Below are 25,071 nucleotides of genomic sequence, written 5' to 3' on the forward strand. Positions count from 1 at the left end.
CAAGCCCGCCGTTTTTTGGAACTCGAAACCGGAGCCATGCTTTCGGTATGTATGATTGCTCCGCATGGAACCGGCATGGCTGGCCTGCACGGTTATTCAGGTCCGGAAGAAACAAAATTGCGGTTCGGACATAATTTCACCCGGTTGAGCAAGATTCCCGAATCAGCCGAATAATTTACCTTTACTCTGTTCTCATTTATCCGTCACATGAAAAAAATAGCCATTTTCCCGGGCTCATTTGATCCCTTTACCCGCGGACATGAATCGCTGGTGCGCCGTGTGCTGCCTTTGTTTGATGAGCTGATTGTGGCCATTGGCATAAACAGCAACAAAAGCTATTTCTTTCCGCTCGAAAAACGGCAGCGGTGGATTGAGCAAACCTTTGCCGACGAACCCAAAGTGAAAGTGGAAACCTTTTCGGGGCTTACCATTGATTACTGCCGCAAAAAAGGTTCGCAGTTTATTGTGCGCGGGCTGCGCACTACGGCTGACCTTGAGTTTGAAAAAGCCATTGCGCAAATGAACAAAGCCATGGCCGATGAAATTGAAACCCTTTTCATTTTGCCCACTCCCGAACTTTCGGCCATCAACTCCACCATTATCCGCGATATTGTGCGCAACGGCGGCGATGCCTCCAAGTTTGTGCCCGCAGCCATTAACCTGAGCGAATAACGGCACGGGAATTGGATTACACCGCAATATCAGTTGCCCGAAAATCGTTTATGAGCGTACAGATGAATTTGCACATGTTTCGTTTTCTGCTTGCCCTGCTGCTGCTTTCGCCCGCACTGAAAGCGGGCAAGCCTTGCACCGTGGAAGGCTACGCCAAAGGCTTTGAAGGGCAAATGATCAGTTTGCACACTTACGAAGAATACATTACCCTGGCCGAACGCAAACTGGGTGAAACACTTATTCAGGGCGATGGTCATTTTGAAATTACCTACGAAGCCGAAGGTGTGGAACGCGTGTTTGTGCGTTATGCCAAACTCCGAGGCTTTTTCTTTACCGAGCCCGGCCGCCTTGTACGTATTATGTGCCCGCCCCGCGATTCGGCCCGTATGGTGAATATGGATGTGGAGTACGAAACCGAACTCACCTGCTTCACCGAAGATTCAACGGATATGAATTTTCTGGCGATCGACTTCAACGCCCGTTTTCAGAAATTCTGGAATAAAAACTTCAGCTATTTCGTCGATAAAAATTCATACCACAAACTCGACTCCTTTCACCTTGCCATGCGCAAGCATTATGCGTTTGTAAAGAATCCGTATTTCCTGCCGTGGATGGATTTTTCGTTTGCTTCGATGGAAGATGCCACCTTTCATCCTGAAAAAAAACTAGCCAAAAACTACCTGCTGGGCAAGCCGATATTTTATAACAATAACGAGTACATGAACTTCTTCAACAATTTCTTTGAGCAGTACATGTACATGGGCAGCATTCGCAAAGAAGGCGCCGGTATTGGTGCGGCCATTAACCAGTGGGTAAGTTATGATTCGCTGATGAATGCCATGAAACCACTGCGCTGGATGGGCAGCGATACCCTGCGCGAACTGGTGATGCTGAAAGGCCTTTTTGAGTGTTACCACAACCCGGCATTTATTCCGCGAAACATGCTGAGTATTGCCCAGCAAACCACCTCGCGAAGCCGTATTCCGCAGCACCGCGAAATTGCCCGCCGCATTGTGGCTTTCTATACCAAACTCAAAGCCGGCAGCATGGCCGCGCATTTCGAAGCCATCGACAAAACCGGCAAAATGATTGATCCGGTTACTGAATTTGCCGGAAAGCCGGTTTATCTTTTCTTCTTCAGCGAATGGAACACCAACGCGCAAAATGAAATGCGCCTGATGAGTGAACTGCATAAACGTTACGGCAAAAAAATGACGTTTGTGGCCGTGTCGGTTGGCAATGATACGCTGGCGTGGAAAAAATTCCTGCGCGAAAACCCGAAATACAACTGGGTAATGCTGCACTACAATTTCGATGAGCGCACAAAAGAAGCATACAGCATTTACGCCACGCCTGTAGGCTTTCTGATTGACGAAGAAGGCCGCCTGCTTGCCGCCCCGGCCGATTTACCCAGCGGCGGTGTACTTGAGCCGCAAATTTACAAGCTGCTCAATCCGCGTGCCGCACCGCTGCGTGTGGGCGAACGATAATTCCTGAGAAGATACAGACTAGAACTCGTCGAAGTTCACCACCACATTGTCAGACACCGGATGTGCCTGACAGGTGAGGATGTAACCCTTAGCCACTTCGTCATCGGTAAGCGCAAAGTTCTGATCCATGCGCACAGTGCCTTCGGTTACTTTGGCGCGGCAGGTGCAGCACACACCGCCTTTGCAGGCAAACGGCACATCCATGCCCGCATCGTAAGCCACATCGAGAATGGTGGCGCCGTTTTGGGCAATATCAAACTGCATTTCTTCGCCATCGAGAATTACAGTGACTTTGCTGGTGCCGGCAGCTGATGCGGTGGCGGCTTTGCTTTCGGCAGCCTGCACGGCTTCAGCTACTGCCTGAAAATATTCAATATGAATTAGCTTGGTATCCACACGAAGTTGTGTAAGCACCTGCTTCACATTTTCCATCATGGGGCCGGGGCCGCAAATGAAGTATTCATTGTTACCGTTCAGGCCCACATGGTTTTCGATCAGCGCTTTTACTTTTACCTCGGTAAGCATGCCGGTGTAAAGTTCGGCTGTACCAGCTGCAGGATTTTCGAGCACGTGAAACACGCTGAAACGGCTGCCATGCTGTGCGGCCAGCGCATCAAGCTGTGCTTTAAAAATTACCGACTGCTCATCGCGGTTGCCATAGAAAAGTGTAATCCGGCTTTTGGGCTCGCTGTGCAGCACGGTTTTGAGAATGGAAAGCATAGGTGTAATGCCGCTGCCGCCTGCAAAAAGCACATAATGCTTCTCGTTTCCGGCATCCATTGCCGACCAGAAATTGCCCATCGGTGTCATTACGTCCAACTTATCACCCGCTTTCAACGAATCGTTGAGCCAGGTTGACGCACGGCCGCCCTCCACTTTTTTTACCGCAATACGCACTTCCGGATCAGCCACCGGACTGCTGCAAAGCGAGTATGAACGACGAAGTTCTTCGCCGCCCACCTGCAGTTTCAACGTCAGGTATTGCCCCTGAATGTAGGTAAACTCCTGCTTTGCCGCTTCCGGAATGTCGAAAACGATTGATACACAGTCGGCGGTTTCGCGGGTGATCTCTTTTACGCTGAGCGAATGAAAACGAGCCATATTTTTTTGGTCAAAATTGGAAAACGGAGCGCAAAAATAGGATTATCTGCCCGTTCTGCCAATTAAGGTTTTTCCCGCACCGACTTTATCCACATCCTCAGCCCCCGAAAACAGCATCAGCCCGCAAACGCACAGATTGCACTGAGCCAGAACAGCATTGCAAATTGAGTGGTATTTATCAGCCACTATGTTTAAGACGGGCAGGTACCATTTATAAATTTCTTCCACAAATCTTCAATTCCCTTTTGTACACGAACAATATGCACGCAGGGCGTGTTCAGGCTGATGAAAATCAGTTTCAAATTTAATTCTGCATGAAATACACACCGGGTGCACAGGTTGAGTGCGGGCACTTCCGCCGTTACGAAAAAGGCATGATAATCGTCAGCACAGGCCCAAAACCTTTCTGTATATTTGTGCATCACAAACTTTTGTAAGCCGCATGGAAAACACCATTCAACTCGAAGAATTATTTGACGCGAAACTCGAACGTGGCGAATTCATCGAGCCGAAAGACTGGATGCCGGAGAAATACCGCAAAACCCTTATCCGCCAGATCTCGCAACATGCCCATTCTGAAGTAATTGGTATGCAGCCCGAGGGCAACTGGATTACCCGCGCCCCGAGTCTGCGCCGCAAAGCCGTACTGCTTGCTAAAGTGCAGGACGAGGGCGGTCATGGTCTTTACCTTTACAGCGCCTGCGAAACGTTAGGCATCAGCCGCGACGAAGTAATACAGCAACTGCAGTCAGGCAAAGCGAAATATTCAAGCATTTTCAATTACCCCACACTTACCTGGGCCGATATCGGCGCCATTGGCTGGTTAGTTGACGGCGCAGCCATTATGAATCAGGTAATGCTGCAACGTACATCCTACGGTCCATACTCGCGCGCTATGGTGCGTATATGCAAGGAAGAAAGTTTCCACCAGCGTCAGGGCTACGAAATTATCTGCGCGCTGGCAAAAGGCTCGCCCGAACAAAAGGCAATGGCGCAGGATGCCATAAACCGCTGGTGGTGGCCCACGCTGATGATGTTTGGCCCGAAAGACGCCGAATCGTCAAACAGCGCCGAATCCATCAAATGGAAAATCAAGCGCGAAACAAACGACGAACTCCGTCAGAAATTTGTAGATCGCACGGTGCCGCAAGCCGAACACATTGGCCTCACCGTTCCTGACAAGGACCTGAAATGGAATGCCGAGCGGAACAGTTATGATTTCGGTGAAATTGACTGGGAAGAGTTCTGGAATGTGGTAAAAGGCAATGGTCCCTGCAACAAAATGCGTATCGAAAACCATATCCGTGCCCACGAAGAAGGCAAATGGGTGCGTGAAGCTGCCGCAGCTTACGCCGCCAAAAAAGCCAAAGCCGCACAGGTGCAGGTAGCCTGAGTTATTCTCCCTTTTGTCCAAACCGATTCTACCATAAAATGAGTTCAGTAACCGATAGTCAATGGCCTGTTTGGGAAGTATTCGTACAAACCAAATCAGGTATGCCGCACAAACACTGCGGCAGTGTACACGCACCCGATAAGGAAATTGCCCTTCAGAATGCGCGCGACGTTTACACCCGCCGCAGCGAAGGCACAAACATCTGGGTTGTTCCGGCCAACGCCATCACGGCATCCAGCCCGGAAGATATTGGCCCGTTCTTCGACCCTTCGAACGACAAGCCGTATCGTCACCCCACGTTTTACGAAATTCCCGAAGGCGTTAAATACATGTAATTCCCGCCATGAGCGAAACCAATAAACAACAGGCGTTGTTCGAAATTCTGCTTCGCCTTGGCGATAACAGCCTTGTAATCGGGCACCGGCTTTCCGAATGGTGCAGCAAAGGCCCCATTCTGGAAGAAGATCTGGCACTGGCCAATATTGCACTCGATTGCATTGGTCAGGCACGCCTGCTGCTTACGTATGCCGGCGAAACAGAAGGCAAAGGCCGGAGCGAAGATGATCTCGCTTATGGCCGCCTCTCGGCCGATTACCGCAATGCCCTGCTTGCAGAACAGCCTAACGGCGATTTCGGAGTGACCATTGCCCGCCAGCTTTACTACACGGTATTTGCCGATCTGTGCTACAGCGCCCTTCGCCAAAGTACCGATGCACAGCTTGCTGGCATTGCCGCTAAAGCACACAAGGAAATTCAATACCACCTGCGCCACTGCACGGAATGGACACTTCGCCTCGGCGATGGTACCGAAGAAAGCCACCGCCGCATGCAAAAAGGCATCGACGAGCTTTGGATGTACACCGGCGATTTATTTGCCTCCACCGAAGCCGATGCCCAACTCGTTGCCGCAGGCATTATTCCCGACATTGCCTCACTTCACGGGCCGTGGAAAAAGCAGCTCGAAAGCATACTCAGCCAGGCCACACTTACACTTCCGCCAGACAGCTGGATGCAAAAAGGCAGCCGTGAGGGCGTGCATACCGAAGCCCTGAGCTACCTGCTGGGCGAAATGCAAACACTTACCCGCGCCTATCCCGGTGTGAACTGGTAACAGCCCCCGCCGGCGAAGCGATTGAATGAATAACTGAAAACGAATGCAGCCGGAACAATCCACTCTTGCAGAAACTGCCGCCGTGTGGAATCTCCTGCGCCGCGTACCCGATCCTGAAATACCCGTGCTGAACGTGGTGGAAATGGGTATTGTACGCAGCGTGGAAGTGAAAGACAACAACGTGTTTGTGGGCATTACACCCACCTACAGCGGCTGTCCGGCCATGGATGTAATTGGCGACGAAATAAAACGCAGCCTTACACAGAACGGCTTTGACCAGGTAAGCGTGAAATACATGCTGAGCCCGGCCTGGACTACCGACTGGCTTACCGACGAGGCCCGCGAAAAATTACGTCAATACGGCATTGCACCGCCCGAACACAGCACAGCCGAAAAAGCCGCATTACACGGCGCCGGCAAAACAGTGCATTGTCCGCGCTGTAAATCGGCACACACCCACATGATCAGCAATTTCGGCTCCACAGCCTGCAAAGCCCTCTGGCAATGCGACGATTGTAAGGAGCCGTTTGACTATTTCAAGTGCATCTGAAAAAAGAGACCGGTAATTGCCGGTCTTTTTTTTTGGGGTGAGGCGGCAATTATTTAGAACATTTGTTCTAAATAATAAAAAAACACTAACTTTGTTTCATAGAACAACCACTTCATGCCTGTACTTGGATTTTTTGGTGCCTTCTTTTTTCTGGTGCCGCTCACCGCCGCCTTTTTAGCCAAACGCCTTGGACGCTCTTTTGCCGTTTGGTTTGGGATAGGTTGTGTATTGCCGTTTATCGCCGTATTTATTCTGCTTATGCTGCCTGAGAAAAAAGGACAGCCTGCTGAAAGTCATGCATAAAAAATCCCGTCTGCGCTAACAGACGGGATTTTTTATGTGAAGAAACACCGTTACTTGCCTTTTTTGCTGGGGGCGGGGGCAGGAACAGCAGGATCTGCGTCTGATCTTTCTTTCAGCAGTTTATGAATCTCTTTCAGATACGCGTTTTCGCTGCGCAGAATTTCGAGCTCTTTCTTAGCCGCATCGAGTTCGCGCTGAAGCTCCATGGCAGTCATTACCTGAGCTTTACCATAAGCAGCTTTGTCTTCATGCACCACAAGTGCCGAAGAAGAATAATATTGAAAGAAATCGTAATTGAGGGTACGCGAAATTTCGCGGAGAAGCTCGGTATCAATTGACTTACGCTTGAAAATACCATAGATATTTTGCGGTGAAGTGCTGATACGACGGGCAAACTCGCTTTTCGTCATCCCCAATTCCTCAAGATGCTGGCGAATAATTTTTCCGATGTGTAATGCCATTTTTGTGGGTCTGTTTGTTTTTGTGGTTTGTAATTAATTGATTCAGCTATTATTTTCAGAACAAAAACGCTAGAGCAATAAATCTGCCGGTTCCTTCCCCAAGAAAACGGAGTTATATTATTTGCGTTTGAGCGAACTGCCAGCGGCAGCTTTAGTGGTTTTAGGTTGTTTCTTTGTGTTCGCTTTGGTGGTTTTAGTGTTTTTTTGTGATACCTGCTTCTGGGACGACTTTTTAGTATCTGACGTTTTTGCCGGTTGTTCAGGCAATTCGAAAGGCAGACCTTCGGTTCGACCACGAAGCAGCCTTACTAACTCTTTGAGATATCGGTTTTCCTGCGCAAACAATTCGGTGTCTCGTTTTACCTGAGCCAGTTCCTTGTTCAGTTCCGAAGCATTCTTGTACGACATTGAATCGTCGTTCAGATAGGCCCCGCCGGAAGTAGTGTAATGCTGAAAAAAATCGTAATTCAATACACGCGAAATTTCCCAGAGTAAATCGGTATCTATTGATTCGCGTTTGAAAATGCTGTACACATTTTGCGGTGTAGAGTTGATCCGGCGGGCAAATTCGCTCTTGTTCATGCCCGCCTGCTCGATGCGTTTGCGGATTAATTTTCCGATGTGTAGTGCCATGCCCAAATCTCAACATTTGCTTGAGAATGAGCGTTCTGCAGATTATCAATAGTTGTTTCCTGTAGCTAAATAATAATTTCACGGATTGATTTTGATTTCCAATATTGAAAATGAAAGTTACATATTTTTATCGGTGTGTGAGCCCCCCCAGCAGACAAGTATTTCTGTATAAATTACCCGTTCTGCTTAGGTTTCACATTATTGAGTCAAAGAAATTAAAAAACTTCTTTGGTATCCCCCGAAATTCATCAGCGAAAACAAGTATTTTCAAAAAGCGACATTCGCCCAACCTAATAAAATCAGATTATCCGGCCTGTGCTTTCGTTTATTTTGAATTGCATGATATTCATACAACTTTCAATGAATACAAGGAAGAAATAGCTAAAGGCTTACCTCTGTTATTCGTTGTTTGTTTAGACAGACCAAACTCATTTTCATTTACAGCCCTTTCAGAAAAAATGAAACCCGTACTGCAGTTCCGCTAGGGTTTGAACCTTCATTTTTTTCTGTTGTTTTTGGAAAAACTTACTGTTATTATCAGTCCGGTTATGAAAAAAGCCCCGGCTTTTGATGCCGGGGCTTTTCAGAAGAAATAATTGCCGTGGTTATATATTATCCAAGAAAGGGATAACGATAATCAACAGGAGGCACAAAGGTTTCTTTAATGGTACGGGGTGATACCCAGCGCAGCAGGTTTATCATTGCTCCTGCCTTGTCGTTTGTTCCCGAACCGCGGGCGCCGCCAAAAGGCTGTTGCCCCACTACTGCTCCCGTAGGCTTATCATTGATGTAGAAATTACCCGCCGCATGTTCGAGCGTTTTGGTGGCCAGTTCAATGGCATAACGATCCTGCGCAATAATTGAACCGGTGAGCGCATAAATTGATGTTTTATCCACCAGTTTAAGCGTTTCTTCGAATTTGTGCTCATCATACACATAAATGGTAAGCACCGGTCCGAAAAGCTCCTCGCACATGGTTACGTACATCGGATCATCCACACGGAGTACGGTGGGCGCAATGTACCAGCCTTTTGATTTATCGTAAGTGCCGCCAGCCACAATTTCCACGTTCGGATCGTTCTTGGCTGCATCAATAAACGATGCCAGCTTATCGAACGATTTCTCGTCGATTACGGCATTGATGAAATTTGAGAAATCTTCGGTGGGGCCCATCTTGAACGAAGCAAGATCGCGCTGCAAACCGGCTTTCACTTCGTCCCAGATATTTGACGGAATGTAGGCGCGGGAAGCTGCAGAACATTTTTGCCCCTGATATTCAAAAGCACCGCGTGAAAGTGCGGTGATTACTGCAGGCGCTTCGGCCGAACGATGCACCATTACAAAATCCTTACCGCCGGTTTCGCCCACAATGCGCGGGTACGATTTATAGCGGTGTATGTTTTGACCAATGGTTTTCCAGATGTCCTGAAACACACCCGTAGAACCGGTGAAGTGAATGCCGGCAAAATCGGGGTGTGCAAAAATAACATCCGCCGCATCCGGGCCTGAAGGATACACCAGATTGATTACACCGGCCGGCACGCCCGCGCGGATGAAAATTTCCATAAGCACATTGGCGGCATACACCTGTGTGTTGCTGGGCTTCCACACCACTACATTACCCATCAGGGCACATGAGCTGGGCAGGTTGCCGGCAATGGCGGTGAAGTTAAACGGTGTAAGCGCATAAATAAATCCTTCGAGCGGACGCCATTCCATGCGGTTCCACATGCCGGGCGCCGAGTGGGGCTGCTGGCGGTAAATCTCGGTCATAAACTGCACGTTGAAGCGCAGGAAGTCGATGATTTCGCAGGCAGAGTCGATTTCGGCCTGGAAAGCGTTTTTCGACTGGCCGAGCATGGTGGCGGCATTGAGTTTGGCGCGGTACGGGCCGGCAATCAGATCGGCAGCTTTCAGGAAAATGCTGGCGCGGTGTTCCCAGCTCAGGTTCACCCATTTTTCGCGTGCGGCAAGTGCCGCATCAATTGCCTGCTGCACATGCGTTTTATCGCTCTTGTGAAAATGCCCGAGTGTATGCTTGTGATCGTGCGGCGGGGCAAGACGGCTGAGATTGCCGCTGCGCACTTCATGTCCGCCAATGTACATGGGAATATCCAGTTCCTGACTGCGCAGGGTAGCCAGCATTTGCTGCAATTCGGCACGTTCGGCGCTGCCGGGGGCATAACTTTTCACCGGTTCGTTTACCGGCTGAGGTACATTAAAAAATCCTGTTGCCATGTGTGGTGTGTGAATGTGTGTGAAGCAATCGGTTAAGGCAGATCTTTCAGCTTACCGATGAGCATATTGAAAAAGTTGCGCAGCGGCGGCTCCACCATGGGGCGCAGAAACGGATTAATATCGGCCTGAAACAAAAGCTTGCCGGTACTTCCGCTGCCCGTGGCTGCCGCAGCAATGTGAATATCGAGTGTAAAGGAGAATGGGATTTTACCTCCGTCGGAAACCAGATTAATGAGGCTGTGCGGTGTGCTCGAAGCAATGCGCATACCCACCGTGGCCATACCGCCCAAAGTAAACGAACAGGTTTCGTTGGTTGATTTCCAGTTGGTAACCTGCGACGGCATCAGCTTTTCGAGGTTATTGAGATTGGTGAGGAAGGCAAATACTTCTTCCTGCGACTTTGCTGTGGTAACGGTTTCGGTTTCGATGCGCGTCATAAAGCGGTATATGTATTATACTCCCCACCCCGAGGGATTTTTCCTCCAGGCTTCGAGTGTTTCGAGATCTTGTTCGGTAATATAATTATCGTGTAATGCCTGTCGGATGAGCGAAGGGTAATTGCTCAGCGTAATGAGTTCGACACCTGCTGCAGCAAAATTCTTTTCGGCATCCGGAAACCCGTAGGTGAAAATAGCCGCCATGCCTTTTACTTCGCAGCCTGCATCGCGAAGGGCTTCTACAGCTTTAAGGCTGCTGCCGCCAGTAGAAATCAGGTCTTCAATAACCACCACCGATTGTCCGGAGGCAATTTCGCCCTCAATCATGTTGCCCAGTCCGTGCTTTTTGGGCTCAGGACGCACATATACAAAAGGCAGCCCCATTTCTTCGGCCACCAGTGCACCCTGTGCAATGGCTCCGGTGGCAACACCGGCAATTACATCGGGACGGGGAAAATGCGCGTGGATAAGCTGAACAAACTGCTGACGTATAAAAGTACGTACTTTGGGGTACGAGAGCGTTTTACGGTTATCGCAGTAAATAGGCGATTTCCAGCCAGAGGCCCAGGTAAAGGGTTGTGCAGGCTGAAGCTTAATTGCTTTAATTTGTAGGAGAAATTCCGCAACTTTAGAAGCGGTCTCGGTGTTCGTGACCATGCTGCAAATGTATAAAGTTTTCATCAACAACCGTCCGCTCATACTTGCTCAGGCGCCCTTTGTTGGCAGCTACAAACAAGGCATGCTTTACATACGCTATGATGCGCCGGCGCTTTTACGTGAAATCATCCTTCAGGCCCACGCATCGGGCGAAAATTTTCCGGAGGTACTGCTTGTTCACGGAAATGTGAATACGCTGCTTGCCGATTTTGAAAACTCCTGTACAGTTATTGAAGCAGCAGGTGGCAGGGTGTTGAATAAAAAAGGCCACACGCTGATGATTTTTCGCAGCGGCAGGTGGGATCTGCCCAAAGGTAAAATAGACCCCGGCGAAACACCTGAACAGGCAGCCCTGCGCGAAGTGGAAGAAGAATGCGGTATTTCGGGACTGCAGATTGAAAAACAGCTTCAAACTACCTGGCATACCTACATGCATGGCAACGAACCCATTATAAAAAAAACATACTGGTATCTGATGCATTGCACGGATACACGCAAACTCGTGCCGCAACTGGAGGAAGGAATTACGCAGGCCGAGTGGCTTGATGATGTAGGCCTTTATCAGGCCATGAAAAACACCTACCGTTCGGTGACCGAAATTATTGGTCAGCCCTGATGCCATTGAAACCCGCATGCCCTGCCCTGCGTTACAGTGACACTGCCTTAACCAACCCGCGCTATGATTACACGCCCTGACCTGCATCAGGCTCTTTCGGCACTGCGAAGCCGGATTTTTTTCACCGCCTATCCTGAACATCCCGGCGCTTATGCCGAAACCGAAAAAAGTCTGGGGCTTGCCGCTTTCGAACAACATCTGAATAAACCGTTTGCAGATTTGCTTCAACCCGGCACACTGCAATGGGCGGGCGAAGAACGTTCGCCCTGGACCATGCAGCCACTAGGTATTACCTACCCGGTTTTTGATGCCGGGGCACTGTTGTTGCGCGCCCGAACGGCCCGGCACAGCCTGAGCGACCTTACGCCCGAAAAGCGGGCATCCATACTTATTGATGCACTCGAACTTATGCGAGCCCGTTTTTTCGAACTGGCTTTTGCCACGCAGCACACTTCGGGCCAATCGTTTATGATGGCTTTTCAGGCTTCGGGCCCGCACACTGCCGACCGCGCGCTGGAGGCACTGGCATCGGCTTACGAGGCTATTACTTACTTCCCGGCCAGTGTGTGGTGGGAAAAACCGTTGGGTAAAACCAGTGTAAAACTCGAAAAAACCTACAAAGCCGTGGGGCGAGGCATTGCGCTGAGCATAGGCTGCTCCACTTTTCCGACGTGGAATTCGCTGCCGGGCATTTTTGCCAACCTCATGTGCGGCAACCCCGTTATCTGGAAACCACATCCGGGTGCTGTTTTGCCTGCGGCTATTGCGGCAAGCTGCATTCAGGACGCTTTTGCCGCCGCAGGTTCCGATGCGATGGCCTTGCAGCTTGCTCCCGATACCGCTGCCGAGCCGTTGGCTTTTTTACTGGCACAACATCCCCTTGTGCAGATAATCGACTACACCGGCGGCAGCAGTTTTGGACAAACGCTCGAAAGTTTGCCCGGCAAAACCGTGTTTACCGAAAAAGCCGGTGTAAACAGCGTGCTCATCGAATCAGTGAAAAACCTCGATGAGGTGCTTCAAAACCTTGCATTTTCAGTGTGCCTGTACTCCGGACAGATGTGTACGGCGCCGCAAAACTTCTTTGTTCCTGCTCAGGGTGTGTGGGATGGCGAAAAACACATTCCGGCCAGCGAGGTAGCCACACGCCTTGCCGACGCCATAAAAGCACTTACCGAAAATCCGAAAACCGGTGCCGGCACCCTTGCCACGTTGCAAAACGAACGCACACTCCAACGTGTAGCCAATTCATCCAATCTCGGCGCCGAGGTGCTGCTTCCCTCCGCCTCCGTTGCCCAGCCCGATTTTCCGCAGGCACTCAGCATTTCGCCGGTGCTGTTGAAAACAACAGCTTCGGAAGAAGCGATATATGCTTCCGAACTGTTCGGGCCCATCAGCATTGTGGTGGTAACTACCGATCGCGACGAAGCCCTGCAACTGATTACCCAGCTAGCCCGCAAGCAGGGTGCCATTACCTGTGCGCTTTATACTACCGATGCCGCCTTCGAGAAAAAAGCCCTTCTGCATCTCGAATCGGCTTTTGTACAGGTTTCGGTAAACCTCACCGGCCACATCTGGGTAAACCAGCACGCCGCTTTTTCCGACTTACACGTTACCGGCGGCAACCCTGCCGGAAACGCCACCTTCAGCAATCCTGATTTTGTAAACCGGCGCTTTGTGTGGCTTAGTCACCGCAAAGCCGTGTAAACACCAAAAGAAAGGCGACCGCAAGGGTCGCCTTTCTTTTCATCATATAATCAAAGTTGTTTACTGAGCCTGTGAGCTGTAGTTTTTCTCGCCGGTGAGTACACCGTTTTCATCCCACATTTTCCAGATACCGGTTTTTGCACCGTTGGCATAATGCATTTCGGTACGAAGTTTTCCGTTTGAATCCCAAACCAGCCAGCGGCCATTTTTTGCGCCCATCAGATAACTGGCTTCACCTGTTTTGAGTCCACCCTCGTTCCAGCTTTCCCAAATACCATGGCGAAGTCCGTTTACATAATTTCCGGCCTCCATGCGTGAACCTGAGTGATGGAAATACACGGCTGTGCCTTCCATTTTACCAAGCACCACTTCAGCGGTAAATTTCTTTTGTCCGTTTTCATAAAACTCGGTCACCGTACCGGTGTACAACTTACCGTCGGCCGAGGTGTAAAGTCCGTTTACCAGATTAATCTGCTGCGCGTTAAGCGCCAGGGAAGCTACAAAGGCAAAAACAAGAAATAAGGTTTTCATAGCGGTGCTCCTTTCGTTGGATAATTGTTCACTATCAAAAGTAGATCAACCGGCTACATTCGCATCATCATTTCATAACATTGAATTTACAAACAGATAAGACCATGATTATCAGTGCAATAAAATTGAAAAATCCTCCGAAAAAATAACTTTCCGGAGGATTTGTAAACTTTTCGTTAAGAATCAGCGGCCTTGAAGCTGTATGGTAAGAGCCTCCTGCTGGAAAGAAGATGTTTCGTTAGCGTTTACGTTCACGGACACATTTTTTACTTCGTAGAACTGGCTGTGAAACTCAAGCACAACTTCACCTTCGGGTAAATCAGCCAGCGTAAACCGGCCTTCCAGATCGGTAAAGATAACCTGCGACGAACCTTTGATGTGAATTTCCACACCGGCAAGTGTTTCACCGGTGGCGGCATCTGAAACTGTACCACTGAGAAATACGGGCTGCGTGCCGGGCACAGTAGCCGAAACCAGAACGGCCTGAAGAGTAAAGAAGAATATAAACAGGTATTTTTTCATTGGCTGAATGCTGATGCAAAACTATCTTAACCCGGTGAAAAAGCAGGTTTATGAATAATGATGCTTATATGATGTTTATGTTAACACACTTCTGAATGCGATGGCCGGAAAAGGCGTACCTTCGGAGGCGAAAAGATTATCTGAACCGATGGCGGGATCTATTACGGAAACAAAAGGAAAAACAGGCGCCGTTCCTGTTACTGTTTCGCTTGAAGCGTATGAACTGATGTGTACTGCCGTGGCTATGGCTGAAATTTATGAAGCCAACCGCGAAGTCACTTCCAAATATGTGCATGCTACCTCACGCGGCCACGAAGCCATACAGCTGGCGCTGGGGCTGCAGCTGTTGCCGCAGGATTTTCTCTCCGCGTATTACCGCGACGACAGCATTCTGCTCGGCATTGGCATTACACCATACGAACTCATGCTGCAGCTCATGGCCAAGCGCGACGATCCGTTTTCGGGCGGGCGTACGTATTACAGCCACCCGAGTTTGCGCCGCGATAACATGCCCAAAATACCTATGCAAAGCTCGGCCACGGGCATGCAGGCCATTCCGAGCACCGGTGTGGCTATGGGTTTAAAATACCTCGAACAGCAAAAACTGGCGGCCGACTTTGGCGATAAACTTCCCATAATGGCCTGTTCGCTGGGCGATGCCTGCATTACCGAAGGCGAAGTGGCCGAAGCCTTTCAGATGGCTGTGCTTAAAAAGCTGCCCATTCTTTATCTCGTGCAGGACAATGAATGGGACATTTCGGCCACCGCGAAAGAAATCCGTGCGCAGGATGCCAGCGAATATGCCAAAGGCTTCAAAGGCCTTGAAACGCGCACCATTGACGGTACCGACTTTTTCCGCAGCTATGAAACCCTGCGTGAAGTAATTGGTCTGATACGCAAGGAACGCCGTCCGTTTCTGGTACATGCCAAAGTGCCGCTGCTCAACCACCACACTTCGGGTGTGCGTAAAGAGTGGTATCGCGACGATCTGGAAGAAGCCGCCAAGCGCGATCCGTTTCCGCGTTTGCGCAACCAGTTGCTGGTAAACGGCATCGACAGCAAAGAACTTGAAGCCATTGAAGCCCGCGCCAAAGAACGCGTGGCTGCCGATTATGCCAAAGCCCTTCAGGCCGAAGATCCGCGCCCGGAAGACCTGTTTACACATGATTTTGCGCCCACGCCTGTAACGGAAGAGCGCGGTGTGCGCGAGCCCGCAGGTAAAGAGAAAACTGTAATGGTGGACTCGGCCCTGTTTGCCGTGCAGGAAATTATGGCCAAACATCCCGAAGCCCTGCTCTACGGCCAGGATGTGGGCGGCCGGCTTGGCGGCGTGTTCCGCGAAGCCGCTACACTGGCTCAGAAATTTGGCGACAACCGTGTATTTAACACGCCCATTCAGGAAGCCTTTATCATTGGCAGCACGGTGGGCATGTCGGCTGCAGGCTGCAAACCCATTGTGGAAGTACAGTTTGCCGATTACATCTGGCCGGGCCTGAATCAGCTTTTCACCGAGGTGAGCCGCTCGTGTTACCTTTCCGACGGCAAATGGCCGGTAAGTTGTGTAATCCGTGTGCCTATTGGCGCCTACGGAAGCGGTGGCCCCTACCACTCTTCAAGCGTTGAATCCGTGCTGGCCAATATCCGCGGCATCAAAATCGCGTATCCTTCTACCGGTGCCGATTTGAAAGGCCTGATGAAAGCAGCTTACTACGATCCGAATCCCGTTGTGATGCTGGAACACAAAGGTCTTTACTGGTCGAAAATAAAAGGCACCGAAGATGCAAAAACCATTGAGCCGGATGAAGAGTACATCATCCCCTTTGGCAAAGCCCGCATGGTGCAGGAAGCGCCGGTGCAGAAAGACGCTACAACCGTTACGGTAATTACCTACGGTATGGGCGTGTACTGGACCAAAAACGCGGCAAAAGCCTTTGGGAACCGGGTAGAAATTGTGGATCTGCGTACAATTGTACCGCTCGATGAAGAAACTGTATTTGCATCGGTACGCAAGCACAGCCGCTGTCTGGTAGTTACCGAGGAGCCCGCCAACAATGGTTTTGGACAGGCGCTTACCGGCCGTATTCAGCGTGCATGCTTTGAGGCACTTGACGCCCCGGTTGAACTGATTGGTGCGGAGAATCTTCCGGCTATTCCGCTCAACTCCACACTCGAAGCAACCATGCTGCCCAATGCCGATAAGGTGGCGGCTGCACTGGAGCGTTTGCTGAATTATTGACTATGATAAGGCCCGGAACAGGTGCTAAAATTGGTCTGATAATCGGGCTTATTGCCGCACCCATTATTCTCTACAACCGCTACCGCGTACCGCCCGACATTGCATTCGGCAATCTCACACTGCATACAGCGGCGGGTAAGCCCGCATCACTCAACGAATATGCAGGCAAAGTGGTAGTGCTCAACTTCTGGGCATCGTGGTGCGCCGACTGTTTACGGGAAATGCCTTCGATGGCAGATGCGCAGCAACAGCTGGCCGGCGAAAATGTAGCCTTTGTGTGCATTACCGACGAAACCGACGAACGCCTGCAACGCTTTCTAAGCTCACACAATTACCCGTTTGTGTTTTTACGCAGCGCACAAACACATAAAAGCAACGGCATTCACGCACTGCCCTGCACCTACATAATTGACCGTACCGGCAAAGTAGCCTACAGTGTAATGGGTTCCACCGCCTGGAACGAGCCGGACCAGATAAACCGCATTCGCGCACTGGCCCGCTAACACAGCCCTATGGCCGCTTAACACAACTTAACGATCTTCCGGCGCGGTTTTTGCGTAAATTCGTCTGTTACATCCTCTTTAATACATATGACAAAAAAATTCAGATTCATTCTTGTGTCCCTGCCCGTTGTACTGGGACTTTCTGCATTTGCCATTATTGGTTCGAGTTGTGCGGCTGCTTTAAATGCCCCCAACGCCAGTCCGAAAGAACAGGCCATACTTTCACGCACCATCGAATTGCTCGGTATTGAACATTACAGTCCGGTAGATATCAACAACGATTTCTCCCATAAGGTATTCGACATGTTCCTTGAACGCTCTGACTACAACAAAAAAATCCTGTTGCAGTCGGATGTGGATGAACTGAAAAAACATTACGACAAAATCGACGACCAGTCGAAAGCCGGCTCGCTCGATTTCTTCGACAAAACAGTGGAAATACTCAACAAGCGCATTGCTGAAGACCGGACTTACTACACCGAAATTCTTTCCAAGCCTTTTGATTTTACGGTGAAAGAATCGGTGGAGCTTGATCCTGAAAAACTAGCCTACGCAAAAAATAAAACCGAAATGCGCGAAGCCTGGCGTAAATTCCTGAAATATCAGGTATTGGTGCGTTTTGTGGATCTGAAGGAAGAGCAGGATAAAAAACTAGAAACCAAGAAGGAAGATTTTGTGGTAAAGTCGGATGCCGAACTTGAATCCGAAGCGCGAGAGAAAGTGAAAAAAACGGAAGACGAAATTTTTGATCGTCTGGCAAAGGTTGATCGTGCTGACCGCATGGCTTCATTTGTAAATGTACTTACCGGTGTGTATGATCCGCATACCGAATTTTATCCGCCCAACGATAAAGAAGATTTCGACATCCGCATGTCGGGACAGCTGGAAGGCATTGGAGCCACGCTGCAAGAGAAAGACGGCTATATTAAAGTAATCAGCATTATGCCCGGAAGTCCTTCTTCAAAACAGGGGCAACTCAAAGCCGGCGATCTTATTCTGAAAGTGGCACAGGGCGACAAAGACCCTGTGGACATTGTAGGTATGCAGGTGGGTGATGCGGTGAAACTGATTCGTGGTAAAAAAGGCACGGAAGTGCGCTTGACGGTAAAAAAGCCTGACGGGCAAACCACAGTTATTTCGATTATCCGTGACATTGTGGTGCTTGAAGAAACCTTTGCACAAAGTGCAGTGATTGAGCAAAACGGTAAAGTAGGTTACATCAAACTGCCTTCGTTTTATGCTGATTTCACTAAGGGTAAAACAGCCGCCCGCTATGCTGCTGATGATGTGAAGCGTGAAATTGAAAAACTCAAAGCCGAAAACATAGATGGCCTTATCCTTGATCTTCGGGATAATGGCGGCGGTTCGCTGCAGGAAGTGGTGAAAATGGTGGGCCTGTTTATTAAGGAAGGTCCGGTGGTACAAGTAAGCTCACGCAGAAACGGCGCCCGTCCGTACGTTGATCCCGACCGTGGAAACATCGTGTATGAGGGCCCGCTGGTGGTAATGATAAATGAGAACAGTGCATCTGCTTCTGAAATTCTTGCCGCAGCCATTCAGGATTACAAACGCGGCGTAATAGTAGGCAGCAACTCGTTCGGGAAAGGTACTGTACAAAACTTCTACGATCTGGACCAGGTGAACAGTGATGGTAAACGTTTCGACGATCCGCTGGGCGCGGTGAAAGTGACCATCCAGAAGTTTTACCGCATTGATGGAAGTTCGACACAACTTAAAGGTGTATCACCGGATATTTCATTGCCTGGAATTTACAGCCTTATTGAAACCGGCGAGAAAGATCTCGACAATCCGCTTGCCTGGGATCAGATCCGCAAGGAAGATTATACGCTCTGGAGCAATGCACCGAAGTTCAGTGCGCTGAATGACATGAGCCGCAAGCGTGTGGCTGAAAACAAAGGCTTCCAGATTATAAGCAGCAAAGCCGAGCAACTGAAACGCGAAAAAGACATGACGCTTGAATCGCTGTTGCTCACTGACTATATGGCTCAGCGCAAGAAACTGGAAGAAGAAAACAAAGCACTCAAGGCTCTTGAAGAACCAATTGCCGGGATGAAACCGATCGGACTGAAAACAGACATGGAAATGATTGCAGGCGATACTTCCCGCACCGCCCGCAAAACCGACTGGCTTGAAAAACTTGGCAAAGACGTGTATTTGAGCGAAGCCGCACACATTGTACATGACATGAAAGGCAATTAACATTTGCTTCCCTGGTAAGAGCCGCAGCGCATGCTGCGGCTCTTTTTTTATAACAAAATGCGTTTGGTCATTTGCCGGTTGAGGCATTGTTTTGTAACTTGATAACGCAATCGTTCAACCAATCACATCTATGACCGTGTTACATCGTCCGCCAATGCTCATGCTGCATGGAGCTATCGGAGCGGCCCGGCAGCTAACTCCGTTAAAGCATATATTAGAAACGCATTGCGGACAGATACGCACGCTTGATTTCCCGGGTCACGGCGGCCGGAGCATGCCGGTGTTGCCATTCAGCATAAAGCAGTTTGCGGAAAGCGCCATTGACTATATGAATGAAGAAGGCCTGGAGCGTGTTGATATTTTCGGCTACAGCATGGGCGGATACGTGGCGCTTTATTTGGCTCGGCATTATCCCTCACGCGTGGGGCGTATTTGCACACTGGCTACAAAGTTTGCATGGAGCCCCGATGTATCCGCACGCGAAGTAAGGCTGCTGCATCCCGAAACAATTGAGCAGAAAGTCCCCCACTTTGCCCGCACCCTTGAAGAACGGCATGCACCGCAACACTGGAAAGATGTGCTGCACGCCACCGCCGCACTCATGCACAACCTGGGCGAAACACCCGAACTGAGCGACGAAGACTTTGCACAAATTGCACACCCGGTGCTGCTCAGTGTGGGCGACCGGGATACGATGGTAAGCATTGAAGAAACCGCCGGCATTTACCGTAAACTGCCAAACGCACAGCTGGCCGTGCTGCCCAACACCACCCACCCCGTAGAGCAGGCCGATTTGCAGCGCATTGAAGAACTTCTGCGCCGGTTTATGTATTAAACACAAACATGTGTTTAACACTTCTAAGCCTCAGGGGCTGTCAGGTGGTGTACACTATGTCGTTAAGTTCCATGTAAATATCTGCGGGGAAATCGCCGGTTTCGGCGCGTTGGGCAAAAAGCTCAAGTGAATGGCGCAGATCGGGGATTTTACTATTGGCCGCCAGCCTGCGAGCCCAGTCTAAATTGGTCAGTTGAGCGGGGTCAGCATCAAAAGCATGCATTAAGAATTTCCACGCCTGATCAGGAGTATGCAGAAATGAAGCGGCCACTGCAGCCAGCGCAAAACGGTTTTTCATGGCCGGCGATATCGTGAGGCTAAACACGGTATCGGCCAGCAGACAGATTTCGGCCGGAGCCTTGTCCTGCATTTCTTCATTTTCGGCAGCAGCAAGTACCTCGTTCAGCAAAAGCGTATCGGAAGGATCCTTTACAAGTGCTTCAGAGGCAAAGCGAAATGCTGCAATAACATCAGACGCTCGAACACGATTAAATTGTGTGGAGTTGGAGGTCATGGAGTGTAGGGTTGACGCCGTTAAACTACAACACACCACCTAAGTCCGCAAGCAAAAAACCAAATCTTGTGATAACTTTTACAGAAATAATTCAAACTTGCCCCGTTATTCTGTAACTCAATACACTGGCAATTGACCGGGCACGGCTTTTAGCCTCTTCTGCCTTGATACCCGCGAATTTACTGTCAACTTCAGCAAAAAACAGCTCCAGCCAACGTCCAAAATCAGCTTCTGAAAGCGTATATTTTTCATGCAAATGCATATGCGCCTCCATCAGGTTTCCTGAAAATCCACCGGTATTAAACAACAAACCAGACCAAAAGCTTACAATCCGAGGCAGATGGGCCTGCATATCGGTACCGGCAAAAAAACGGGCAAGTTGTTCATCAGCCAGTACCTTCTCATAAAACGACAGCAACAGCTGTTCAATATCGTGATCGGAAACAAGATCGGGTTTAAATTCGGCCATAGCGCAAAGTTCCGCTTTTCAGTCTGAAACACCTGCTTATTTTTTCGGCTTCAGAAATTGCTGATAATTAGCCGTGGTCACGTTATCAATCTTGAGTTTGGCAAGCCATTGCTCCTCTTTTTTCAGATTATTGAAAAGATAATTATCTGATGGTGCTTCACCATAATACGATATATCAAAACTGCTGTAGAAGCCCAGTCCTTTTATTTTACTCAGTTTATTCAGCTCAGTAAGTGTGTTTCTGAATTCATTATCAAGCAGTGTAAACACCACACGCAGGTTCTGGTTTCCCATCATACCTTCATACGCCTCTTTTTCCTTCAGGCTGGCATAATGCACATACCAGGCAATAAAAAGTCTGAATTCGTAGTGCGCCTGCGCAGTGCCCGAAGCCATACTCATAAACTTTGCCGCGCGTGTGGTATCGCCGTCTTTGAGTGCTTGTTTTGCGCCCTGCAGACAAGCGTGTACACCATTAAAATAGGCCGAATATTCGTCGAGCAAACCATAAATGCCCGATATATTTGCACTTACATGCGAAGAGGAATCGACATAGGTTTTGTAGCGGAAAATTTTCTCGCGTGCATCTGCAGGGACAACCGGAGTAAATAAACTTGTTTTGTAAGCCCTTGTGCGCGGCACATCAATATAAATTCCCGGAATGATGAGGTAGCCGCCTTTGTTGTGCATGTGCACCGATTCATGTATCACGGTTTCAAAATCGGAGAACAACTTTGCTTCGGCCGTATCGATTACCGGTTTTACAAGCGAATCATTTATTACATGGTAATAGCAGTCGGGGCCGCAATAGCTTTGGGAAAGTATGTTGTCGTAGCCTTTTGTGTATCGGCTGGCAGTCTGAATGTAAAACCGCTTTGCAAGATCACCGGCATTGGCGGGCTGCACATACGTGGCCGAAGAAGGTTTGGGCTTTACGGCAGGCTTTTTCAGTTCGGGCACAGCTGTAAAACCGTTGGCCGTTAATGTTTCGCGGGTGAGCGGGTTTACCAGCCAGTGCTGGGTAAGGCTGGCATCGTTGGCGGCGGCGGCCATTTTCGGACGGCGTCCCAACCACACATCACGGCGTTTTTCGTAGAGCCCTTTCGGCGAAACAAAAAATGTTTTGCGCAGCATGGGGTTGGGCCCGTGCCGTTTCATGGTTGTTTTCAGTTCGAGCTTGCGTCCGTTGAGTTCGTACATACCCGTATCGCGTGTGGCTTTTTTCTTTGTGTAGGAGAGGTATTCATACACCTTATCGCTTCGCAAACGAAGCACACGCAACGAGCTGTTGCCGTTTTTAATGGTGTACACAGCGGTGTATTCAACGCCAGACAGCGCGGCGGGAAAAGCCAGAAGCAGAAGGAAAACCACGTAACGCATACTTACTGAGGAATTGGTGAGTGTATGCGTGTTTCATAAACTTCTTGATGGTGGTTTATGAGTTAACGTGCAAGATCAGTGCCATGTTGTACCGGAGGCAAAAAATCAGTCGGCACACTCGTCCACTTTGCCGCCTTTTTGTGCTTTACCGGCTTTTCCGGCACGATGCGGAAGGGGGAAAAGCGGGAGTTTGAGCACGAAATACGCATCGGCGCTAAAGTTATACTTGCGCGGGAAAAGTAAACCGAGAATATCATTGGTTCCCAGCGAAAGCGGCCCCAGCCTTACGCCGCCGCCCACCGCCGCCACACCCAGCCGCGAAAACGACACGGGGGCCCACACACCAAACCACTCGTTTTCGTAGCGCGGGGTTATGCTTACGCGGGTAAGCTCGTGTACACGCGCCATACGTGAGCCGCGCAGGTAAACCGCCGAATACACATTGCCGCCCACAAACAAGCCCTGACGGAACTGATAATCGCCGTGCAGGTTAAGTGCCAGCGGCAAACGCATCCACATGGCATTGCCTGCATCGGCACCACCGTTGCGCAGCTCGAATGTGCCGTACACCGGTGCCGGGGCTGTTTGGTTAATGGGTTCGCCGTTGGTGTTCCAGTAGCCGGCGCTCACCGCATATTCATCGCTCAGTTCGCCGCGACGAAAACGAATAATTCCGGCATCGAGCAGCGCCAGACCAATGCGGTATTTATACATTGCCCGCTCGCCACGCAGTCCGGGCCACACGCGGCGCTGGTCGGGCTTTTTCTGCATCACTTCGGGGCGGAATTCGTAAATGAGACCGGCATCGAGGCCCAGTCCCGGACTGGTACGAAAGCCCCACGAAGGGGTGAGCGCACTGTTAAATGTAATCTGGTCGCTGTGCATAAAACGCAGATCGCCACGATACAGCTGAATCACACTGTCGTTGGGCACCGTATAGTTGGCATCGCTCAAATCCACATGCACGGCCGCCAGCCCGAAAAGCAACTTAGGCCGCACACCGGCAGCAAGGTAATGCTCGGCACCATTGCGAAGCACCGCGGCATAGGTAAAAGCCACCTCGGCCCAGCTCATGGCATTTACACTTAACCGGTTATTGGTGTAGTTCGCATTAAACTGCGGCGGATTATCAAAGCCATAGGCAATCAGACGGGCCAGATCGCGGTTAACACCATCCACATTCACATAATTGCGCATGTTCAGGTTAATGCCCCAGCCCGACTTTTCGTTTGACCGCATGATGCCGGGGCCGAGCACTGTGCCGCGCACAAAAGCCGCTTTTTTTGTATTGATGTTGCGCAGCTTCAGGTCTTCAAGACCAAGCGTTGGCTTACGAATATCAGCCCTGCGGATACCTGCATAATTGTTGCCCGCTTCCACACTGGCGCCTGCCAGCAGGATATCAAGACTGTAATTGTTATCAGCCGCTGTAGCCGGGTTAAACCAAAGCCCGGCAGCACCTGCATACGGGGAGGCGCTGTATCCGGGAAAATCCTGGGAAAGCCCTTTTAAAGAAGAGGCCAGAACAAACAGAGCAATAAAACGGATGTGCATAAAAGGCCTTGCGTTGGGGTGCAAATTAGCCTTTTACGCACATCCGGGCAAATAAGTTAGCAGCATCCCGAACCGGGAGTGCAACTACTGTCTTTCACGCCAAACACCGTAATACTGTAAATACCAGTGCCCGATTCGCGAAAGGCATTAATTTCCTCCGCGCTCAGGTAGCTGCTGAGTATTTCTTCCGGCACCTCAATGGTTTTCTGTTTCTGCACGGTAATGTTTGTAAAACCGGCCTTTTCAATCAATCCCAGGTATTCACTTTTCTGTATGGCTCCTGAAATACAGCCGGCATACAGTTCAGCCGTTTTGCGCACACTGTTGGTGAGGTGCCCTTCAAGCACGATATCGGAAATACTGAAATGCCCGCCGGGCTTAAGCACACGATTGATTTCAGCAAATACAGCGGCTTTATCCGGAACCAGATTGAGCACACAGTTACTCACCACTACATCGGCAATGCCAGCCGTAACGGGCATTTTTTCAATATCGCCCTGCCTGAACTCCACGTTGTGAAAACCAAGTTTTTCGGCATTGGCACGGGCCCGCTCAATCATGGCCGGCGTAAAGTCGATGCCGATTACCTTACCCGTAGCACCGGTTTCGTGACGGGCTACAAAACAATCGTTACCGGCTCCGCTGCCCAGATCAATGACTACATCCCCGGGCCTGATTTTGGCAAACTCCGTGGGAAGTCCGCACCCAAGTCCCAGATCAGCTTCGGGCTGGTATCCCTTGAGGGCATCATACTGGTCTGACATGATGCTGTAAACCGGATCGCCGCAGCTTGTGGTGGCTCCGCAGCAGGATGAGGCGTTGGTGCTCTTATCCTGTAAAGCAATTTCGCTGTATTTCTCCCGGACCAGCGCCTTGAGTTCGTCTGAATTTTGCATGTGAGTTTGATTTATCGCAATATTACGATAATATCGAACTCA

The 25,071-nt window shown here is 49.9% G+C and carries 27 protein-coding genes; 14 read left to right on the forward strand and 13 right to left on the reverse strand.

Annotated elements, in window-relative coordinates; genetic code table 11:
* Nucleotides 1–15: 15 nt before the first annotated feature.
* The 3 genes from IM638_18450 to IM638_18460 all read left to right on the forward strand — a co-directional run bounded on the left by IM638_18450 (nucleotide 16) and on the right by IM638_18460 (nucleotide 2,162).
* Nucleotides 16–174 (forward strand): hypothetical protein, encoded by a 159-nt coding sequence (locus tag IM638_18450; protein MCA6365018.1) that lies wholly within the window; start codon nucleotides 16–18, stop codon nucleotides 172–174.
* Between the two features lie 33 nt (nucleotides 175–207).
* Complete coding sequence (gene coaD / locus IM638_18455) at nucleotides 208–672, forward strand: pantetheine-phosphate adenylyltransferase (protein ID MCA6365019.1); 465 nt, start codon at nucleotides 208–210, stop codon at nucleotides 670–672.
* Between the two features lie 74 nt (nucleotides 673–746).
* Complete coding sequence (locus tag IM638_18460) at nucleotides 747–2,162, forward strand: TlpA family protein disulfide reductase (GenBank protein MCA6365020.1); 1,416 nt, start codon at nucleotides 747–749, stop codon at nucleotides 2,160–2,162.
* 18 nt (nucleotides 2,163–2,180) lie between these two features.
* On the opposite strand, the gene IM638_18465 is transcribed toward IM638_18460, so the two are convergent.
* Nucleotides 2,181–3,263: a 2Fe-2S iron-sulfur cluster binding domain-containing protein gene (locus IM638_18465; protein MCA6365021.1), complete on the reverse strand. Its 1,083-nt coding sequence runs from the start codon at nucleotides 3,261–3,263 to the stop codon at nucleotides 2,181–2,183.
* 442 nt (nucleotides 3,264–3,705) lie between these two features.
* On the opposite strand from IM638_18465, the gene paaA reads away from it, so the two are divergent.
* The 5 genes from paaA to IM638_18490 all read left to right on the forward strand — a co-directional run bounded on the left by paaA (nucleotide 3,706) and on the right by IM638_18490 (nucleotide 6,620).
* On the forward strand, nucleotides 3,706–4,656 hold the full coding sequence (gene paaA, locus IM638_18470; GenBank protein ID MCA6365022.1) for a 1,2-phenylacetyl-CoA epoxidase subunit A: 951 nt from the start codon (nucleotides 3,706–3,708) through the stop codon (nucleotides 4,654–4,656).
* Nucleotides 4,657–4,694: 38 nt separating this feature from the next.
* Complete coding sequence (gene paaB / locus IM638_18475) at nucleotides 4,695–4,991, forward strand: 1,2-phenylacetyl-CoA epoxidase subunit B (GenBank protein ID MCA6365023.1); 297 nt, start codon at nucleotides 4,695–4,697, stop codon at nucleotides 4,989–4,991.
* Between the two features lie 8 nt (nucleotides 4,992–4,999).
* On the forward strand, nucleotides 5,000–5,767 hold the full coding sequence (paaC, locus tag IM638_18480) for a phenylacetate-CoA oxygenase subunit PaaC (protein MCA6365024.1): 768 nt from the start codon (nucleotides 5,000–5,002) through the stop codon (nucleotides 5,765–5,767).
* Nucleotides 5,768–5,810: 43 nt separating this feature from the next.
* The gene (gene paaJ, locus IM638_18485) at nucleotides 5,811–6,317 is read left to right on the forward strand and encodes a phenylacetate-CoA oxygenase subunit PaaJ (protein ID MCA6365025.1); all 507 of its coding nucleotides are present in this window, start codon (nucleotides 5,811–5,813) and stop codon (nucleotides 6,315–6,317) included.
* 114 nt (nucleotides 6,318–6,431) lie between these two features.
* Nucleotides 6,432–6,620 (forward strand): hypothetical protein, encoded by a 189-nt coding sequence (locus IM638_18490; GenBank protein MCA6365026.1) that lies wholly within the window; start codon nucleotides 6,432–6,434, stop codon nucleotides 6,618–6,620.
* Between the two features lie 50 nt (nucleotides 6,621–6,670).
* On the opposite strand, the gene IM638_18495 is transcribed toward IM638_18490, so the two are convergent.
* The 5 genes from IM638_18495 to IM638_18515 form a co-directional block, all read right to left on the reverse strand.
* Entirely contained in the window at nucleotides 6,671–7,081 is a 411-nt protein-coding gene (locus tag IM638_18495; GenBank protein ID MCA6365027.1) for a helix-turn-helix transcriptional regulator, read from the reverse strand.
* Between the two features lie 117 nt (nucleotides 7,082–7,198).
* The gene (locus IM638_18500; protein ID MCA6365028.1) at nucleotides 7,199–7,714 is read right to left on the reverse strand and encodes a helix-turn-helix transcriptional regulator; all 516 of its coding nucleotides are present in this window, start codon (nucleotides 7,712–7,714) and stop codon (nucleotides 7,199–7,201) included.
* A 612-nt stretch (nucleotides 7,715–8,326) separates the two neighbouring features.
* The gene (gene pruA / locus IM638_18505) at nucleotides 8,327–9,952 is read right to left on the reverse strand and encodes an L-glutamate gamma-semialdehyde dehydrogenase (GenBank protein ID MCA6365029.1); all 1,626 of its coding nucleotides are present in this window, start codon (nucleotides 9,950–9,952) and stop codon (nucleotides 8,327–8,329) included.
* Nucleotides 9,953–9,984: 32 nt separating this feature from the next.
* Nucleotides 9,985–10,389 carry a hypothetical protein gene (locus IM638_18510; GenBank protein ID MCA6365030.1) on the reverse strand — a complete coding sequence of 135 codons (405 nt, stop codon included), beginning with the start codon at nucleotides 10,387–10,389 and terminating at the stop codon, nucleotides 9,985–9,987.
* 15 nt (nucleotides 10,390–10,404) lie between these two features.
* The gene (locus IM638_18515; protein MCA6365031.1) at nucleotides 10,405–11,046 is read right to left on the reverse strand and encodes an orotate phosphoribosyltransferase; all 642 of its coding nucleotides are present in this window, start codon (nucleotides 11,044–11,046) and stop codon (nucleotides 10,405–10,407) included.
* A gap of 7 nt (nucleotides 11,047–11,053) precedes the next feature.
* Here IM638_18515 and IM638_18520 point away from each other — a divergent pair, with 7 nt between their 5' ends.
* Together IM638_18520 and IM638_18525 are read left to right on the forward strand one after the other, a co-directional pair.
* A complete protein-coding gene (locus IM638_18520; GenBank protein MCA6365032.1) occupies nucleotides 11,054–11,662 on the forward strand; it encodes an NUDIX domain-containing protein in 609 nt (202 codons plus the stop codon).
* Nucleotides 11,663–11,725: 63 nt separating this feature from the next.
* Nucleotides 11,726–13,369, forward strand: a complete 1,644-nt coding sequence (locus IM638_18525) for an aldehyde dehydrogenase family protein (protein ID MCA6365033.1) — start codon at nucleotides 11,726–11,728, stop codon at nucleotides 13,367–13,369.
* Between the two features lie 60 nt (nucleotides 13,370–13,429).
* On the opposite strand, the gene IM638_18530 is transcribed toward IM638_18525, so the two are convergent.
* Together IM638_18530 and IM638_18535 are read right to left on the reverse strand one after the other, a co-directional pair.
* Complete coding sequence (locus tag IM638_18530) at nucleotides 13,430–13,900, reverse strand: toxin-antitoxin system YwqK family antitoxin (GenBank protein ID MCA6365034.1); 471 nt, start codon at nucleotides 13,898–13,900, stop codon at nucleotides 13,430–13,432.
* 183 nt (nucleotides 13,901–14,083) lie between these two features.
* Complete coding sequence (locus tag IM638_18535; GenBank protein MCA6365035.1) at nucleotides 14,084–14,422, reverse strand: carboxypeptidase-like regulatory domain-containing protein; 339 nt, start codon at nucleotides 14,420–14,422, stop codon at nucleotides 14,084–14,086.
* A 148-nt stretch (nucleotides 14,423–14,570) separates the two neighbouring features.
* Between IM638_18535 and IM638_18540 the strand changes: the two genes are divergently transcribed.
* The 4 genes from IM638_18540 (at nucleotide 14,571) to IM638_18555 (ending at nucleotide 20,216) form a co-directional block, all read left to right on the forward strand.
* The gene (locus IM638_18540; GenBank protein MCA6365036.1) at nucleotides 14,571–16,658 is read left to right on the forward strand and encodes a tungsten formylmethanofuran dehydrogenase; all 2,088 of its coding nucleotides are present in this window, start codon (nucleotides 14,571–14,573) and stop codon (nucleotides 16,656–16,658) included.
* Nucleotides 16,659–16,660: 2 nt separating this feature from the next.
* Nucleotides 16,661–17,161 carry a TlpA family protein disulfide reductase gene (locus tag IM638_18545; protein ID MCA6365037.1) on the forward strand — a complete coding sequence of 167 codons (501 nt, stop codon included), beginning with the start codon at nucleotides 16,661–16,663 and terminating at the stop codon, nucleotides 17,159–17,161.
* A gap of 87 nt (nucleotides 17,162–17,248) precedes the next feature.
* Nucleotides 17,249–19,381: a carboxy terminal-processing peptidase gene (locus tag IM638_18550; GenBank protein MCA6365038.1), complete on the forward strand. Its 2,133-nt coding sequence runs from the start codon at nucleotides 17,249–17,251 to the stop codon at nucleotides 19,379–19,381.
* Nucleotides 19,382–19,511: 130 nt separating this feature from the next.
* Nucleotides 19,512–20,216 (forward strand): alpha/beta hydrolase, encoded by a 705-nt coding sequence (locus IM638_18555; GenBank protein ID MCA6365039.1) that lies wholly within the window; start codon nucleotides 19,512–19,514, stop codon nucleotides 20,214–20,216.
* Between the two features lie 40 nt (nucleotides 20,217–20,256).
* Here the strand turns inward: IM638_18555 and IM638_18560 are convergent, their stop codons facing one another.
* The 5 genes from IM638_18560 to IM638_18580 form a co-directional block, all read right to left on the reverse strand.
* Nucleotides 20,257–20,730: a hypothetical protein gene (locus IM638_18560; protein ID MCA6365040.1), complete on the reverse strand. Its 474-nt coding sequence runs from the start codon at nucleotides 20,728–20,730 to the stop codon at nucleotides 20,257–20,259.
* A 91-nt stretch (nucleotides 20,731–20,821) separates the two neighbouring features.
* Complete coding sequence (locus IM638_18565; protein MCA6365041.1) at nucleotides 20,822–21,199, reverse strand: group III truncated hemoglobin; 378 nt, start codon at nucleotides 21,197–21,199, stop codon at nucleotides 20,822–20,824.
* A gap of 36 nt (nucleotides 21,200–21,235) precedes the next feature.
* Complete coding sequence (locus IM638_18570) at nucleotides 21,236–22,579, reverse strand: hypothetical protein (GenBank protein MCA6365042.1); 1,344 nt, start codon at nucleotides 22,577–22,579, stop codon at nucleotides 21,236–21,238.
* Between the two features lie 105 nt (nucleotides 22,580–22,684).
* Nucleotides 22,685–24,133, reverse strand: coding sequence for a hypothetical protein (locus IM638_18575; GenBank protein ID MCA6365043.1), 1,449 nt, complete (start codon nucleotides 24,131–24,133; stop codon nucleotides 22,685–22,687).
* Between the two features lie 56 nt (nucleotides 24,134–24,189).
* Nucleotides 24,190–25,029, reverse strand: a complete 840-nt coding sequence (locus IM638_18580) for an arsenite methyltransferase (protein ID MCA6365044.1) — start codon at nucleotides 25,027–25,029, stop codon at nucleotides 24,190–24,192.
* Nucleotides 25,030–25,071 lie beyond the last annotated feature (42 nt).

This window comes from Bacteroidota bacterium, assembly GCA_020402865.1.
In the GTDB taxonomy this organism is placed as follows: Bacteria; Bacteroidota; Bacteroidia; order Palsa-965; family Palsa-965.

Excerpts from the sequence above, each read along its gene's own strand:
- coaD (MCA6365019.1), top strand. The coding sequence starts at position 208 with ATGAAAAAAATAGCCATTTTCCCGGGCTCATTTGATCCCTTTACCCGC.
- IM638_18565 (MCA6365041.1), bottom strand. The coding sequence starts at position 21,199 with ATGGCCGAATTTAAACCCGATCTTGTTTCCGATCACGATATTGAACAG.
- paaC (MCA6365024.1), top strand. The coding sequence starts at position 5,000 with ATGAGCGAAACCAATAAACAACAGGCGTTGTTCGAAATTCTGCTTCGC.
- pruA (MCA6365029.1), bottom strand. The coding sequence starts at position 9,952 with ATGGCAACAGGATTTTTTAATGTACCTCAGCCGGTAAACGAACCGGTG.
- IM638_18525 (MCA6365033.1), top strand. The coding sequence starts at position 11,726 with ATGATTACACGCCCTGACCTGCATCAGGCTCTTTCGGCACTGCGAAGC.
- IM638_18530 (MCA6365034.1), bottom strand. The coding sequence starts at position 13,900 with ATGAAAACCTTATTTCTTGTTTTTGCCTTTGTAGCTTCCCTGGCGCTT.
- IM638_18580 (MCA6365044.1), bottom strand. The coding sequence starts at position 25,029 with ATGCAAAATTCAGACGAACTCAAGGCGCTGGTCCGGGAGAAATACAGC.
- paaA (MCA6365022.1), top strand. The coding sequence starts at position 3,706 with ATGGAAAACACCATTCAACTCGAAGAATTATTTGACGCGAAACTCGAA.
- IM638_18495 (MCA6365027.1), bottom strand. The coding sequence starts at position 7,081 with ATGGCATTACACATCGGAAAAATTATTCGCCAGCATCTTGAGGAATTG.
- IM638_18500 (MCA6365028.1), bottom strand. The coding sequence starts at position 7,714 with ATGGCACTACACATCGGAAAATTAATCCGCAAACGCATCGAGCAGGCG.
- IM638_18510 (MCA6365030.1), bottom strand. The coding sequence starts at position 10,389 with ATGACGCGCATCGAAACCGAAACCGTTACCACAGCAAAGTCGCAGGAA.
- IM638_18460 (MCA6365020.1), top strand. The coding sequence starts at position 747 with ATGTTTCGTTTTCTGCTTGCCCTGCTGCTGCTTTCGCCCGCACTGAAA.
- IM638_18490 (MCA6365026.1), top strand. The coding sequence starts at position 6,432 with ATGCCTGTACTTGGATTTTTTGGTGCCTTCTTTTTTCTGGTGCCGCTC.
- IM638_18570 (MCA6365042.1), bottom strand. The coding sequence starts at position 22,579 with ATGCGTTACGTGGTTTTCCTTCTGCTTCTGGCTTTTCCCGCCGCGCTG.
- IM638_18575 (MCA6365043.1), bottom strand. The coding sequence starts at position 24,133 with ATGCACATCCGTTTTATTGCTCTGTTTGTTCTGGCCTCTTCTTTAAAA.
- paaJ (MCA6365025.1), top strand. The coding sequence starts at position 5,811 with ATGCAGCCGGAACAATCCACTCTTGCAGAAACTGCCGCCGTGTGGAAT.
- IM638_18465 (MCA6365021.1), bottom strand. The coding sequence starts at position 3,263 with ATGGCTCGTTTTCATTCGCTCAGCGTAAAAGAGATCACCCGCGAAACC.
- IM638_18540 (MCA6365036.1), top strand. The coding sequence starts at position 14,571 with ATGGCGGGATCTATTACGGAAACAAAAGGAAAAACAGGCGCCGTTCCT.
- IM638_18545 (MCA6365037.1), top strand. The coding sequence starts at position 16,661 with ATGATAAGGCCCGGAACAGGTGCTAAAATTGGTCTGATAATCGGGCTT.
- IM638_18535 (MCA6365035.1), bottom strand. The coding sequence starts at position 14,422 with ATGAAAAAATACCTGTTTATATTCTTCTTTACTCTTCAGGCCGTTCTG.
- IM638_18520 (MCA6365032.1), top strand. The coding sequence starts at position 11,054 with ATGTATAAAGTTTTCATCAACAACCGTCCGCTCATACTTGCTCAGGCG.
- IM638_18550 (MCA6365038.1), top strand. The coding sequence starts at position 17,249 with ATGACAAAAAAATTCAGATTCATTCTTGTGTCCCTGCCCGTTGTACTG.
- paaB (MCA6365023.1), top strand. The coding sequence starts at position 4,695 with ATGAGTTCAGTAACCGATAGTCAATGGCCTGTTTGGGAAGTATTCGTA.
- IM638_18555 (MCA6365039.1), top strand. The coding sequence starts at position 19,512 with ATGACCGTGTTACATCGTCCGCCAATGCTCATGCTGCATGGAGCTATC.
- IM638_18515 (MCA6365031.1), bottom strand. The coding sequence starts at position 11,046 with ATGGTCACGAACACCGAGACCGCTTCTAAAGTTGCGGAATTTCTCCTA.
- IM638_18560 (MCA6365040.1), bottom strand. The coding sequence starts at position 20,730 with ATGACCTCCAACTCCACACAATTTAATCGTGTTCGAGCGTCTGATGTT.